The organism is Bacillus sp. SRB_331, assembly GCF_003264175.1.
GTDB classification, from domain to species: domain Bacteria; phylum Bacillota; class Bacilli; order Bacillales; family Bacillaceae_G; genus Bacillus_A; species Bacillus_A mycoides.
Genome location: NZ_NADV01000049.1, coordinates 1 through 14,781, shown reverse-complemented (window position 1 = coordinate 14,781; position 14,781 = coordinate 1). Strand labels below are relative to the sequence as shown.

Sequence of the window (14,781 nt, the reverse complement as noted above, 5' to 3'; positions counted from 1 at the left end):
CGTTTAGTTTTCAAAGTTCAACGCCGCGTTTCAGCGACTTTTATAATTTAACATTTTGACTTGAATCTGTCAACAACTTTTTTCTTTCGTTCCTGACGACGCTTATTAATTTATCATATTACTAATCGATAAGTCAACGCTTTTTTAAAAAATGCCAAAATAAATTTATCTTGGCATTATATATAGCTTAATAATCACTAATGCAGCAACACCTGGCACCCCTAATAAACTTGATACTGTAGCTGTCCCCATGTTAATTGGAATATGAAAATCGAAATATGTCCCTGCAACATTCACAATAAATAGTAACGCTATACCTAAAGTGACATGAAAGAGTGCTTTCCCTATAAAACGTATTGGTTTAGCAGAAACACCAAAAACAAGAAAAATAAAAACCAAAGCAAGAATGCCAACAATAATAATTGTAGAATTCATTTTTTCCTCCTTATGAATGACCTATACATATCCATTTGTATGGGACAAGACAAGAAAAAAGAACATCTATAACATAACTCCTACCACTTCATCTTTATAACCTTTAATCAGTAATATTTCTTCTAAGCACTAGCAATTAGATACAACTAATTCCATCCCCACTTTTTCTTTCTCCTCTTTATATCCCAAAAATAAAGTAGCCCTGTTACTCACAAATAAATCGATAAAAAGCAAAAGGTCCCGCTTTAAAAAGCAGGACCTTTTACCATTGTTCCATTTTCACAGGACGACGTTTTGCTTCTTTTAACAAGAAAAAATATTTCGCCTCTGCTATTTTTAAAGAACAAAGTACATCTTGAGACGGCTCAACACTTTGTTCAACCAGTCTCTTCTGACGTAGCCATTCATTCTTTACCTTTTCTAATAATACAATTAACTTATCGTCATACTCTTTACGCAACTTACCCTTTTTTTGAAAGAACATTTTCCCTTCTCCTCTTATATCTCTCTACGGCCTTCTAAAGCTTTCGATAGTGTTACTTCATCTGCATATTCTAAATCTCCACCAACTGGCAGACCATGTGCAATACGAGTTACTTTAATCCCTGTTGGCTTTAAGAGGCGGGATATGTACATCGCTGTAGCTTCCCCTTCAATATTAGGGTTTGTTGCTAATATCACTTCTTGTACTGTTTCATCTTGTAGTCTCTTTAATAACTGCGGGATATTAATATCCTCAGGTCCAATTCCCTCCATTGGAGAAATGGCACCGCGCAAAACATGATATACACCTTGATATTCTTTCATTTTTTCCATCGCAATTACATCTTTCGGCTCTTGTACTACACAAACAACCGATTGATCCCTATGCGAATCGTCACAAATATAACAAGGATCGCGGTCAGTGATATGTCCGCATACAGAACAATACGCTAAATCTCGCTTTGCATTCACAAGTGCTTTCGCAAAACCTAGTACATCATCCTCTTTCATATCTAACACGAAGAATGCCAATCGAACCGCTGTTTTCGGTCCGATTCCTGGCAACTTCATAAAACTATCGATTAATTTTGATATCGGTTCTGGATAATGCATATATCAATATCCTCCTAGAACATTCCACCTGGTAAGTTCATGCCTTTTGTAAATTTGCCCATTGTAGAGTTTGAAAGTTCATCAACCTTTTTAAGTGCATCATTCGTTGCAGCTAATACTAAGTCTTGTAACATTTCGATATCTTCTGGATCTACAACTTCTTCTTTAATTTTCACTTCAAGAACTTGCTTATGACCATTTGCAATAACAGTAACCATTCCGCCGCCAGCTGTACCTTCAACTGTTTTTTCGCCAAGCTCTTCTTGCGCCTTCGCCATGTCTTTTTGCATCTTTTGCATTTGTTTCATCATATTATTCATATTTCCCATTCCGCCACGCATCATAATTAATTCCTCCTCATTATTATTACTCTTTTATTTCAATAAGTTCTTGCCCTACTAATTTTACAGCCTCTTCTATAAGAGGATCTTCTTTTTGTTCTGGGCTTTCTTCAGAATCCCCGCCTTCGCGTTGTAAAAAGTCTTCACGAATTTTACCCCATTCACTTTTTGGGATAGCAATCATATTTAACCTTTTACTTAACAATTCAAAAAGGGTTTGTTCCAATGTATCCATCGCTTCTCGATTTTCACTAGCCATTTTACAATGAATCTCATATTGAAATGCTAACACATAGGTATCATCCGAAGCCGCAACTGGTTCACTATTTTCTAATAAAACAGCAAATGCTACTTTGTTATGTGACTTGAGCCTTCCTAATAATTCGCCCCATACAGCTTTTAACTGTTCTAAATCTTGACGCTTCGCTTGCTTTAACACTTCATTCACACGTCCAACAGGAATTTTCATACTTCCTGTTCGTACCGGTTTTGGTGTTGCCCGCGTCTCTCTTACTTCCTGCTGCACACCAGCTGGCACGCCATTCTTTTTAACTTGCTCTAACTCTTTCTCCAACTGCTGCATCCTGTTCATAATCGCTTGTAAACGATCTGCGCCGTTTGCTTGCATCATAAACTGCTGACACAGTTGCACCATAACAACTTCCAAGAATATTCTTGGATGGTTTGTCCACTTCATCTCCTGTTGTCCCTTACTAAGGGTATGAATAATTTCATAGATTACTTCCGGTTGCATTTCTTCACTTAACGTACGGAATTGATCATCTACAATTACCCGTTCCAACATATGTTCTAATTGTGGTGAAGTTTGATATAAAAGCATATCACGATAGTAGTAAATGAAATCCTCCATAAAGCGAACTGGATCTTTCCCTTTACTCATCATCTCATCTATAATACGTAACGCTCTTGATACATCATTTTCACGTATACATTCTACCAGGTCACCCAAATATCGCTGAGATACAGATCCTGTTACAGCTAAAACATCTTCACTCGTCACCGTCTCATCACTATAAGAAATAGCTTGATCAATAAGACTGAGCGCATCACGCATACCACCTTCGGCGGCACGCGCTACGATTTGTAACGCTTCATCTTCTACTTGCGTACCTTCATTTGTCACGACCGTCGATAATCTCTCAACGATATCATTTACTGATATCTTTCGAAACTCAAAACGCTGACAACGCGAAATAATTGTAGCTGGAATTTTATGCGGTTCTGTTGTCGCCAGAATAAAAATAACATGTCCTGGCGGCTCTTCTAAAGTTTTCAAAAGCGCATTAAAGGCACCCATAGAAAGCATGTGAACTTCATCAATAATGTATACTTTATATCCTACAGCACTTGGAGCATATTTTACTTTATCTCTTATATCTCGTATTTCATCTACACCGTTATTTGAAGCCGCATCAATTTCTAATACATCTGAAATAGACCCTTGTGTAATTCCTAAACAAGAAGGACATTCATTACAAGGTTCAGCTACCGGGGCGTGTTCACAGTTAATTGCCTTTGCAAATACTTTTGCAATTGTCGTTTTCCCTGTTCCCCTGGGACCCGAAAACAAATAAGCATGTGAAGCTTTCTCTTGAAGAAGGGCATTTTGCAACGTTTTTGTCACGTGCTTTTGACCGACTACATCTTCGAATTTTTGCGGTCTCCATGTTCGGTATAACGCTTGGTATGACACGAAAATACGGCCTCCCTCAAAGGTTATTATCTTATTTATTATAACCCATTCTGTTTATAGATTCCAAAAGTTATTTTCCATACAAAAAACTCACCTTTATATAAAGGTGAGTTTTGTATACATATATAACTGCCGTGCACCTTCTGTCGATTACGTACCATAAGCGTTACTCAAGCAGTTAGCTCGGTTCAGGCACTCCTGCGGCACACGAGAAAACCCGCTTATTGCTGCTTCCTTCCGGACCTGACAAGGTTCACGGGGTCCCGTTGCGCAGGACCCAAACGTCAACACCACTTACTTAAGGCAGACCTTACAGCAACATAACCTCGAGAAGGGATTCAGCCTCGCTAGAGCGGATTGCGAGTATAGGGCACCGCTACCTCCCCGCTTAGCACGGCAAAGTTAAAACCAATATTCGGTTGCCTTGGATAAGGCATTATCAGTATAACTTGTTTTTTTACAAAATGCAAATACGTTAGTTACCATTACTTTTCTCTAGTTTTTTCACTTCTTTTCTTTTCTTACGAAGCTCCCTAAAAAAAATCGTTAACAACGTACCACATTCCTCTTCAAGTACACCAGCCACTACTTCACACTGATGATTAAAACGCTCATCAGTTAAAAGATTCATCAACGTACCTGCACATCCACCTTTCGGATCGCTCGCACCATATACAACCCGTTTTATACGCGATAAAACAATTCCCCCTGCACACATTGGGCAAGGTTCTAATGTTACATATAACGTTGCATCTTCTAAACGCCATGTCCCTAATTTTTTGCAAGCTTCATCAATAGCTAAGAGTTCGGCGTGAGCTATTGATCTCTGTTCAGTTTCTCTTAAGTTATGTGCGACACTAATCACTTCACCATCTAGCACAATTACAGCACCAATTGGTACCTCTTGTATCGCCTCCGCCTTCTTCGCTTCCTCTATTGCTAACTGCATAAAATATATATCTCGCTCCATAATATAGTCCTTTCACCAAAAATAAAATACACTTTTTCATTTCTTGCAGGTGGGATAACTTTTACAAATTCAATCCAACCTAAAGAAGAAAGAGAGGGAATTACATATGAAAAATACTGCCTTACTCATTATCGATATGATTAATGATTTTCAATTCTCCCACGGACCCATCCTGGCACAGAAATGTGAAATTATAAAGAACCCCATTTTACAATTAAAGGACACCATGAAATCATTGGGCTATCCAATAATTTATGTCAATGATCACTATCAACTTTGGAGATCTGATATTGATCAACTTATCACCCATTGTACAAATGAGTATAGTAAAAATATTATCGAGGCCATTGCTCCGCATACTGACGATTACATTTTTATTAAACCACATTACTCTGCTTTTTATGAAACACCTTTGAATTCTTTATTAGGTTATTTAAAAATCGAAAATCTCATTTTAACAGGAATTGCCGGGAACATATGCATCCTTTTTACAGCTAATGATGCCCATATGAGAAATTATACACTTTATGTACCACGGGATTGCATCGCTTCTAATAACGAGCAAGATAATGAACATGCTTTAAAAATAATGGAAGCCACATTAAAGGCAAATATTGTACCGTCATCCCAAATAAAATTTAATTAATACATATCTATTTTCTAACTTTTTATATCAAATTAGTCCGCTCGCTCCCCTCTTGTGCTACAATAATTCTGTTTTGTGTTTTTAGTAGTCACGGTAAATCACTGATTGAAAGGAGGAAACAGCGTGACCGGAGTACCATTTATCACGGTTGAAGGACCAATTGGTGTTGGAAAAACTTCACTTGCGAAGGAACTTTCAACTCACATGCAACTCCACTTACTAAAAGAGATTGTTGATGAAAATCCTTTTTTAGGAAAATTCTACGAAGACATCGACGAATGGAGTTTTCAAACAGAGATGTTCTTTCTTTGTAATAGATACAAACAACTAGAGGATATTAACATAAAGTATTTGAATCAAAGAAAGCCTGTAGTAGCAGATTATCATATATTTAAAAATTTAATTTTTGCATCCCGTACATTAAAAGATTCTCAATATGACAAGTACATGCAAATTTATCGCATTCTTACGCAAGATATGCCTGTGCCAAATGTCATCGTTTATTTAACAGCGAGCCTAGAAACATTACAAAAACGAATTGCCATGCGCGGAAGAGAATTCGAAAAAAATATGGATCCAAATTACTTGCTACAGCTTACAAAAGATTACGAAACAGCAATGGATGCTTTCAAAAAGGACCATCCAGATATTCCAGTATTGAAATTTAATGGAGACGATATGGATTTTGTAAGAAATCCTGATGATTTAAATGTCATCTTATCAGCTCTTCAAAATACTCTCTTGAAGGAGTCGAAATAACAATGAATTTAAGGCAAAAATATGATATACCAAATGATGCAGTTATCACTATTGCTGGGACAGTAGGTGTCGGTAAATCAACTATGACAACTGCATTGGCTAATGCTTTAGGTTATCGTACATCTTTTGAAAAAGTAGATTCCAACCCATATTTGGACAAGTTCTATGCCGATTTCACACGCTGGAGCTTTCACTTACAAGTGTACTTTTTAGCAGAACGATTTAAAGAACAAAAAAGAATTTTCGAATATGGTGGCGGTTTTGTTCAAGACCGTTCTATCTATGAGGACACTGGTATTTTCGCAAAAATGCATTACGAAAAGGGTACAATGACTGAAACTGATTATGAAACATACAAAGGTTTATTTGATGCTATGGTCATGACTCCTTACTTCCCTCATCCAGACTTATTAATTTACCTAGAAGGTTCTTTTGATGATATTGTCGATCGTATTCAAGAACGAGGACGTCCCATGGAGCAGCAAACACCAATTGAATATTGGAAAGAGATGCATGGACGTTACGATAACTGGATTAATAACTTTAATTCCTGCCCTGTTTTACGATTAAACATTAATGAATACGATATTTTAAAAGATGGCGATTCAATCGAACCAATCATTAAAAAAATTGGACATTTTTTAAAACAAACACGTAAACTTGTAAAATAAAAAACCCGTGCATATGCACGGGTTTTCCTATGAAATTACTTTTTCTTTTTTGTCGGAGCAATAATTTCACTCTCTGGCTTTCCAGCATTAATACGCTGACGAACAGTACTCGTACTAATATCATATGTTTCAGCAATCTCTTTAACAGTCAATTCTTTCCCATTAATTACTGCTGTTAGTAATTTCCCTGTACGTTTTGGAGTTACTTCTTTTTGCACAGCTGGTTTTTCAGCTTCTTTTGGTACCTCTACTTTTTTTGCAACCTGTTTTACATCACAAGTGCAACCACAAAGTTTACGGAATGTATCATCACTTATAATGCGCGACACATTTGCACCACTGTTTAAAATTCTATTGTTCTTACAGACAGGACATTGTACATAATATAAAGTTTTTCCATCTAAAGGAAACGTTTGTATAATAAGATCCATGTTAACTCCTTTCATATCTATGAAGATAATCATCGGAATATGAGTGTGTAATAAGGACACTATATCCTTACATCATACTTTATGATTGGTTTTAAAATAAAAACTCGTTACGTGTTGGTAACGAGTTCTCCAATCTCCACTTATATGCGCTGTTGTCAATTATATCTGGAGGAGGTAGAGGGATTCGAACCCCCGCGCGACTCTCGCCGCCTGTCGGTTTTCAAGACCGATCCCTTCAGCCAGACTTGGGTATACCTCCATATTGACATCAAATATAATATCAAAAGAAAAACAGTTAGTCAACCCTATTATAATAAATTATGAGGAAAGGAAAATTTTACTTCCCCTCTCCTTTATGACACTGCTGACAACGTCCATAATTACCAATCACTCATACCGATGAATGTTTTAACTTATTTAATAACTGTTTTTCCTCCCATATAAGGGCGAAGAACTTCTGGAATTATAATTGTACCATCTTCTTGTTGGTAGTTCTCTAAAATAGCTGCCACTGTACGTCCAATTGCAAGACCAGATCCATTTAGTGTATGAACATGTTCCGGTTTGCCATTTGGCTCACGACGGAAACGGATATTCGCGCGTCTCGCTTGGAATGCCTCAAAATTACTACAAGAAGAAATTTCACGATATGTACCATAGCTTGGAATCCATACTTCAATATCGTATTTCTTCGCTGCTGTAAATCCTAAATCTCCTGTACACATGCTCATAACGCGATATGGCAACTCTAATAATTGTAACACGCGCTCTGCATCATTTGTTAATTTTTCTAACTCTTCGTAAGAATCTTCTGGTTTCACGAACTTCACAAGTTCAACTTTATTAAATTGGTGTTGGCGAATTAAACCACGTGTATCACGACCAGCTGAACCTGCTTCAGAACGGAAGCATGAGCTAAACGCAGCATATCGTATCGGCAATTGCTCTTTACTCACAATCTCATCACGATGCATATTCGTTACAGGTACTTCAGCTGTTGGGATTAGGAAATAATCTTCACTTTCAATACGGAATGCATCTTCTTCAAACTTCGGAAGTTGTCCTGTTCCTGTCATACTTGCACGGTTTACCATATAAGGAGGCAATACTTCCTCATATCCATGCTCATCAGTATGAAGGTCAAGCATAAAGCTAATCAAAGCACGTTCTAATCTTGCACCAGCACCTTTGTAAAATACAAATCGGCTTCCTGTTACTTTCCCAGCACGTTCAAAATCTAAAATCCCTAAATCAGTAGCAAGGTCCCAATGTGGTTTTGGCTCATAAGTAAATTCTTTCACTTCTCCCCAAGTACGTGCTACTACGTTATCATCCTCTGTTTCGCCTATTGGGGCAGATTCATGAGGGATATTTGGGATAGATAGCATTAATCTTTCTAAATCTTCTTCAACTGTACGAAGCTCATTATCAAGATCTTTTACTTTTTCCCCAACTTCACGCATTTCTATAATTAGAGCTTCCGCATCTTTCTTTTCACGCTTTAATACTGAAATTTGTTGAGATACTTCGTTACGTTTACTTTTTAGTTCTTCTGTTTGAACAAGTAGCTCTCTTCTTCTCGTATCAAGTTCTTCAAAGCGACCAAAATCCGTTAAATCTTCGCCTCTATGCTGTAATTTTGCTTTTACTTCTTCAAAATTCGTACGTAAAAATTTAATATCAAGCATTATATACTCCTCCTTTTATTTTATAAAACACAAAAAACTCCCGTCCCTATACAAAGGGACGGGAGTTAACCCGCGTTGCCACCCTAGTTGAAAGCATTACCGCTTTCCTCTCAAGTAGAAATAACGGCTCTTCACCGGGAATGTTTACTAATCAAAAGATATTCCACATTCCATTCCAGGATGGATTCACAAACTGTTTCTATCGATTTCCACCAATCATCGACTCTCTATAAGAAACAACATTTGTTACTACTTCCTATCAACACGCTTATTTTATAAAATTGTTATCATCAATTTACTATAATCTTATACAAGTTGCAAGTTACTTATACAACTTTTTTCATTTTCGCTTCTTTTACCATTTCTACAAAGTATGCTGTTACACGATGATCATCCGTTAATTCCGGATGGAAAGAAGCAGCTAAAAACGGCCCTTGCCTTACCGCTACCATTCGCTCGCCATGCATAGAAAGTACTTCTACATCATCAGCTACATTTACAACATACGGAGCACGGATAAATACACCAACAAAGTCTTCTCCCACACCTTTAATTGAAAGTGCAGCTTCAAAACTATCTTTTTGGCGTCCGAACGCATTGCGCTCAACCGTAATATCCATAGCACCAATATGTGCTTCTTCATAGCCAATAAGTGTTTTCGCAAGAAGAATCATTCCTGCACATGTACCAAACATTGGTTTACCAGACTTCGCAAATGTACGAAGAGGCTCCATGAAAGCATACTTATCAATAAGACGGCGCATTGTTGTACTTTCACCGCCTGGTAAAATAAGACCATCAATCTCTTCAAGTTGCTCTATACGCTTTACAACAACAGCTTCTGTACCACTTGCCTCAACTGATTTTACATGCTCACGAACTGCACCTTGAAGACCTAGTACACCGATTTTCACCATTTTAAAGATCTCCTTTAATTACCATCCACGCTCTTGCATGCGTTGTTCTGGTAATAACGTTGAAATTTCGATACCTTTCATTGCATTACCTAATCCTTTAGAAAGGCTTGCAATTAGTTCGTAATCTTCATAATGAGTCGTTGCTTCAACGATTGCACGTGCAAATTTCTCTGGGTTCTCTGATTTGAAGATACCAGATCCAACAAATACACCATCAGCACCAAGTTGCATCATTAACGCTGCATCTGCTGGCGTTGCTACACCACCTGCTGCAAAGTTTACAACTGGCAGGCGACCAAGGCGTTTAATTTCAAGTAGTACTTCATAAGGAGCACCAGTATTTTTTGCATATGTCATTAACTCATCTTCACGTAGACTTGCAACTTGACGGATTTCTGCATTGACTTGGCGCATATGACGCACTGCCTCTACAATGTTTCCTGTTCCAGGTTCACCTTTTGTACGAAGCATAGCTGCACCTTCTGCAATACGACGTGCAGCTTCTCCGATATCGCGGCAACCACATACAAACGGAACTGTGTAATCACGTTTATTTAAATGGTATACTTCATCAGCAGGAGTCAATACTTCACTCTCATCGATATAGTCTACCCCTAATGATTCTAATACACGTGCTTCTACAAGGTGACCGATACGACATTTTGCCATAACCGGAATTGATACAGCACCCATAACTTCTTCAACAATTGTTGGATCTGCCATACGAGAAACGCCACCTGCTGCACGAATATCTGCAGGTACACGCTCTAATGCCATAACAGCAACTGCGCCTGCCTCTTCTGCAATCCTTGCTTGCTCAGCGTTAACTACGTCCATAATAACGCCGCCTTTTTGCATTTCTGCCATTCCACGTTTTACACGTTCTGTCCCTGTTACATTTGTCATGTACAAAAACCCCCCTAGGTGAATTGCTTTCCCCGTTAAAGAAGAAAATTAAGAATACTCTTACATTCTACCACTAACTATCTGATGCTTGTCCACTACTTTTTCATAAAGTCGGTATGAAAAATAGGAATAAGAAAAAGCTCCTACAATGAGGAGCTTTTAAAACCAACCTTTTACTGTATCAACAGCACCATTCCACATACCACTAAAGAAAGAACCAATTCCGCGCATAGAACGTGTAAACCAGCCTGCCTCTTCTACTTCAGATTTTGTTACAAGGTCTACTTGTAATGATTTTCCTGATAAAAATCCAGGATCATTACTATCTTTAGACGTTACAACCATTTGGCCAAGTGCAACTCCCTTTTTCAGAGGTGCTTCTTGTCCCTTATTGCCTTCTTTAAATTCTGTTTTATAAACGTCTTTACTTCCCTTTGGCACCGGAAGTGAAACAGCTTGCTTCGTTTGAACTGCTACATCTTTATCTTTCGCATTTTCAACTCTTACTGTCTCTTTTCCTTTAACCGAAGAACCTTTTTCATACATTTTCTTCATTTCAAAGTTAGCAAAGCCATAATCATATAATTTCTTTGTCTCATCAAATCTTGCTGTATGAGATTTTGTTTTAATAACTACAGAAATGAAACGCATACCATTTCTTTCAATCGTACCAGTAAAACAATCTCCTGCTTCTGGAGTTGATCCTGTTTTCAGGCCATCTACGCCTTCATATTCCTTAATTAACCCTTTTAACATCCAGTTCCAGTTAGGCATTTCGATCCGATCCGTAGTACCTTCACGGAATACTTTTTTTGAAATTTTTGCTATGTCTAATGTTTTAGGGAAATCTTGAATAAGACGTTGTGCTAAAATTGCTACATCTCTCGCAGACATTTTATTTTCTTCATCTGGAGTTGTCCCTTCAGGATGGTGTCCTTTTAAATCTTTGTTCGTTAAACCCGTAGAATTTACAAACTTATAATTTCTTAATCCAAACTCTTTCGATTTATCATTCATCATTTTTACAAAGTCTACTTCTTTTCCAGCAACTGCTTCAGCTAACGCTATTGTTGCACCATTAGCAGAATAAATCGCCATTGCTTCGTATAGCTCTTTTACTGTATAAGACTCACCGTTTCGTAGAGGCACATTCGATAATGAACGATCTTGCGAAATGTTATACGCATATTCGGAAACCTTAACTTTTTGATCCCATTTTAGTTTCCCTTTCGCAACAGCCTCGTTCACTAGGTATTCACTCATCATTTTTGTCATACTAGCAATTGATAATAACTCATCTGCATTTTTTTGATATAAAATCTTTCCAGAATTCGCTTCTACTAAAATTGCCGCACCTGCTTCAATGTTTAAAGCGGCTCCTGTTTCTGCTGATGCATTGCTATATGGTACAAGCATGCCACAAGCTATTGTAAGCACTGTTACCAACGCAATGAATCTTTTGCAAAACATACCTTTCACTTTTGCTACCCCCAATATCTATGTACTCACATAACCGTTATTCTAACATAATCAAAAAAAAATAGACAGAGATATCAAATCTCCGTCTATTTACATATAAGACATTATAATGAGTAGTTTGGAGCCTCTTTTGTAATCTGTACGTGATGAGGGTGGCTTTCACGTAAACCGGCACCCGACATACGAATGAACTGCGCATTCTCACGTAAGAATTCTAAATCCTGTGCTCCGCAGTATCCCATACCTGCACGTAATCCACCAACTAATTGATGAACTGTATCTGCTAAAGGTCCTTTATATGGTACTCGTCCTTCAATACCTTCTGGAACAAGTTTTTTGTTTCCTTCTTGGAAGTAGCGATCTTTACTTCCTTTTTCCATTGCTCCAACAGAACCCATACCACGATATACTTTAAATTGACGACCCTGGTAAATTTCAGTTTCTCCAGGGCTTTCAGCTACACCAGCGAACATACTACCTAGCATAACAACGTGTGCTCCTGCTGCTAAAGCTTTAACCATATCACCAGAGTACTTAACACCGCCATCTGCAATAACTGGAATGCCGTATTTACGGGCTTCAGTTGCACAATCATAAACTGCTGTTAATTGTGGTACACCAACTCCAGCTACAACACGCGTTGTACAAATAGATCCTGGTCCAATACCAACTTTAACTACATTTGCACCAGCTTCAATTAATGCTTTTGTTGCTTCAGCTGTAGCAACATTTCCAGCAATAATATTTAGTTCTGGATATTTTGCGCGAACTTCTTTTACTTTTTCAATAACACCTTGAGAATGCCCATGAGCTGTATCAAGTACAATTGCATCTACACTCGCTTTTACTAATGCGTCGATACGAAGCATTGCATCAGCCGTTACACCAACTGCTGCTCCAACCAATAAGCGTCCTTGCTTATCCTTTGCAGAGTTTGGAAATTCAATTACTTTTTCAATATCTTTTATTGTAATAAGCCCTTGTAATACACCGCTATTATCAACAAGAGGAAGCTTTTCAATTTTATACTTTTGTAGGATCTTTTCAGCTTCTCCTAGTGTAGTACCAACTGGGGCTGTAATTAACTGTTCTTTTGTCATTACGTCAGAAATTTTGATTGAGTAGTCTTGGATGAAGCGCATATCACGGTTTGTAATAATACCAACTAATTTTCGCTCATCTAAATTATTTACAACTGGTACACCTGAGATGCGGTATTTTCCCATAAGATGTTCCGCATCATATACTTGATGTTCTGGAGTTAAAAAGAATGGATCTGAAATAACGCCGCTTTCAGAGCGCTTTACTTTGTCAACTTGCTCTGCCTGATGCTCAATAGACATATTCTTATGAATGATTCCTAAACCGCCTTGACGAGCCATTGCAATAGCCATATTGGCTTCTGTTACTGTATCCATTCCTGCACTAATTAACGGGATGTTTAACTGTAAGCTTTCAGATAAAACTGTTTTAACACTTACTTCTCTTGGTAATATATCTGATTTTGCTGGTACAAGTAATACATCATCAAAAGTCAAACCTTCTTTAACAAATTTAGATTCCCACATAATTGTTCCCCCCATGATACCAGAAATTATTATTAGTAGCTTATCAATTGGTTAAAATACTGTCAAGAAAGTATAAATATGTTAGAATTTTTAGACAATAAAAGGAGCGTAATATATGCATCATACACCTTGTGCTTGGCAGCAGTTAAGTTTCTTCTTTTCATCTCAAAACGTACAACATTATCTTGCCCGTTGTTATGAAAAATCCTCGATTCAGGATGCCGAAAAAAAAAGTTTTGAAAATTGTTATCCATTTATTTATTACTTAGAACACGGTAAAAATTATTATGAATTATATAAAACAGCGCCATTTTCCATTCAGCCAATGCTGTTATTTTATGGGATGGGGCAACTTTTTAAAGCCTGTTTATTAACTATTAATCCAAACTATCCAGAATCAACAACCGTTTTAGCACATGGAGTGACAACCCGTAAACGAAAAAAACAAGGATATCAATTTTTAGAAGATGAAGTGAAAATACAGAAAAATGGACTATTTACTCACGCGGCAGAACAACTGTTTCACATGAAACACTTAGAAACAGAAAAGTTTAATATGTTAGAGCTAATGGGAAAAATCCCTGAATTACAACATTTATTTCGCTATAGTCAAAAAGGAACAACATTATATAAAATTGATTCAACAAATAAAAATGAACTCTCTTTTTCAGTCAACATACTAGATCGACTACATATGACCAAAGAGAGATTTTCTCGTTACATCGAAACAGCTTGTAAGCATTTATCAATACAACACGCACCTGAGAAAAACAATGAATTAAATGTGTTTTTTTCAGCACCTATTCAATCATGGAATCCTATGTATAGCACACCTTTATACTACGAGTATCTTACTGACACTTATTATTTACCACTTACGACTGACCCTAGAAACTCTAAGCCAGTGTTGCCTGAGCTTCTTGTTCATTATTTATTACTCTATAATTTAAGTATGATTTCTAGGTATGAAACAGATTGGTGGTATGACTTACTTGGAAGCTATGGATCTGAAGATTATCCGTTTATTTATCAATTTCTCAATATTTCTGCTCAAAAAATCCCTTACTATATTTCAGCATTTTTACTAACGGAATCCAACCTATTTCATGGGAAATAAAAAAACACGAGTCAAATGACTCGTGTTTTTATCTTGCTTGGCGA

General features: G+C 37.3%; 16 protein-coding genes, 1 tRNA gene, 1 other RNA gene and 1 other annotated feature. Of the genes, 4 read left to right on the top strand and 14 right to left on the bottom strand.

What is annotated here, in order from left to right; all coding sequences use genetic code 11:
• Window positions 1–165: 165 nt before the first annotated feature.
• From B5P42_RS28050 to tadA, 7 genes are all read right to left on the bottom strand, one after another.
• A complete protein-coding gene (locus tag B5P42_RS28050) occupies window positions 166–435 on the bottom strand; it encodes a pro-sigmaK processing inhibitor BofA family protein (protein WP_002063354.1) in 270 nt (89 codons plus the stop codon).
• 262 nt (window positions 436–697) lie between these two features.
• Complete coding sequence (locus B5P42_RS28045) at window positions 698–919, bottom strand: YaaL family protein (RefSeq protein WP_002009631.1); 222 nt, start codon at window positions 917–919, stop codon at window positions 698–700.
• 14 nt (window positions 920–933) lie between these two features.
• A complete protein-coding gene (gene recR, locus B5P42_RS28040; RefSeq protein ID WP_002009629.1) occupies window positions 934–1,530 on the bottom strand; it encodes a recombination protein RecR in 597 nt (198 codons plus the stop codon).
• Window positions 1,531–1,544: 14 nt separating this feature from the next.
• Window positions 1,545–1,871, bottom strand: a complete 327-nt coding sequence (locus tag B5P42_RS28035; protein ID WP_170935248.1) for a YbaB/EbfC family nucleoid-associated protein — start codon at window positions 1,869–1,871, stop codon at window positions 1,545–1,547.
• A gap of 25 nt (window positions 1,872–1,896) precedes the next feature.
• Complete coding sequence (dnaX, locus tag B5P42_RS28030; protein WP_002029302.1) at window positions 1,897–3,585, bottom strand: DNA polymerase III subunit gamma/tau; 1,689 nt, start codon at window positions 3,583–3,585, stop codon at window positions 1,897–1,899.
• 132 nt (window positions 3,586–3,717) lie between these two features.
• Window positions 3,718–3,982, bottom strand: an RNA gene (gene ffs, locus B5P42_RS28025) — signal recognition particle sRNA large type.
• 78 nt (window positions 3,983–4,060) lie between these two features.
• Entirely contained in the window at window positions 4,061–4,555 is a 495-nt protein-coding gene (gene tadA, locus B5P42_RS28020; RefSeq protein WP_002063356.1) for a tRNA adenosine(34) deaminase TadA, read from the bottom strand.
• 106 nt (window positions 4,556–4,661) lie between these two features.
• Here tadA and B5P42_RS28015 point away from each other — a divergent pair, with 106 nt between their 5' ends.
• The 3 genes from B5P42_RS28015 to B5P42_RS28005 all read left to right on the top strand — a co-directional run bounded on the left by B5P42_RS28015 (window position 4,662) and on the right by B5P42_RS28005 (window position 6,631).
• On the top strand, window positions 4,662–5,201 hold the full coding sequence (locus B5P42_RS28015) for a cysteine hydrolase family protein (protein ID WP_002130738.1): 540 nt from the start codon (window positions 4,662–4,664) through the stop codon (window positions 5,199–5,201).
• Between the two features lie 123 nt (window positions 5,202–5,324).
• Window positions 5,325–5,960 (top strand): deoxynucleoside kinase, encoded by a 636-nt coding sequence (locus B5P42_RS28010; RefSeq protein ID WP_002009621.1) that lies wholly within the window; start codon window positions 5,325–5,327, stop codon window positions 5,958–5,960.
• A gap of 2 nt (window positions 5,961–5,962) precedes the next feature.
• On the top strand, window positions 5,963–6,631 hold the full coding sequence (locus B5P42_RS28005) for a deoxynucleoside kinase (RefSeq protein WP_002009620.1): 669 nt from the start codon (window positions 5,963–5,965) through the stop codon (window positions 6,629–6,631).
• A gap of 35 nt (window positions 6,632–6,666) precedes the next feature.
• Here B5P42_RS28005 and B5P42_RS28000 read toward each other — a convergent pair whose 3' ends face one another.
• From B5P42_RS28000 to guaB, 7 genes are all read right to left on the bottom strand, one after another.
• Window positions 6,667–7,062: a sigma factor-like helix-turn-helix DNA-binding protein gene (locus B5P42_RS28000; RefSeq protein ID WP_002029297.1), complete on the bottom strand. Its 396-nt coding sequence runs from the start codon at window positions 7,060–7,062 to the stop codon at window positions 6,667–6,669.
• Window positions 7,063–7,228: 166 nt separating this feature from the next.
• Window positions 7,229–7,321: transfer RNA gene (locus B5P42_RS27995), tRNA-Ser, on the bottom strand.
• A 154-nt stretch (window positions 7,322–7,475) separates the two neighbouring features.
• A complete protein-coding gene (gene serS, locus B5P42_RS27990; protein ID WP_088031262.1) occupies window positions 7,476–8,750 on the bottom strand; it encodes a serine--tRNA ligase in 1,275 nt (424 codons plus the stop codon).
• Between the two features lie 51 nt (window positions 8,751–8,801).
• Window positions 8,802–9,022 (bottom strand) — a binding site (T-box leader).
• Between the two features lie 54 nt (window positions 9,023–9,076).
• Window positions 9,077–9,667: a pyridoxal 5'-phosphate synthase glutaminase subunit PdxT gene (pdxT, locus tag B5P42_RS27985; protein WP_113735768.1), complete on the bottom strand. Its 591-nt coding sequence runs from the start codon at window positions 9,665–9,667 to the stop codon at window positions 9,077–9,079.
• An 18-nt stretch (window positions 9,668–9,685) separates the two neighbouring features.
• Window positions 9,686–10,573 (bottom strand): pyridoxal 5'-phosphate synthase lyase subunit PdxS, encoded by an 888-nt coding sequence (gene pdxS / locus B5P42_RS27980; RefSeq protein WP_002009615.1) that lies wholly within the window; start codon window positions 10,571–10,573, stop codon window positions 9,686–9,688.
• Window positions 10,574–10,732: 159 nt separating this feature from the next.
• Entirely contained in the window at window positions 10,733–12,043 is a 1,311-nt protein-coding gene (locus tag B5P42_RS27975; RefSeq protein WP_140152300.1) for a D-alanyl-D-alanine carboxypeptidase family protein, read from the bottom strand.
• A 113-nt stretch (window positions 12,044–12,156) separates the two neighbouring features.
• A complete protein-coding gene (guaB, locus tag B5P42_RS27970; RefSeq protein WP_113735767.1) occupies window positions 12,157–13,620 on the bottom strand; it encodes an IMP dehydrogenase in 1,464 nt (487 codons plus the stop codon).
• A gap of 115 nt (window positions 13,621–13,735) precedes the next feature.
• Here guaB and B5P42_RS27965 point away from each other — a divergent pair, with 115 nt between their 5' ends.
• Window positions 13,736–14,737 carry a YaaC family protein gene (locus tag B5P42_RS27965; RefSeq protein WP_113710512.1) on the top strand — a complete coding sequence of 334 codons (1,002 nt, stop codon included), beginning with the start codon at window positions 13,736–13,738 and terminating at the stop codon, window positions 14,735–14,737.
• Window positions 14,738–14,781 lie beyond the last annotated feature (44 nt).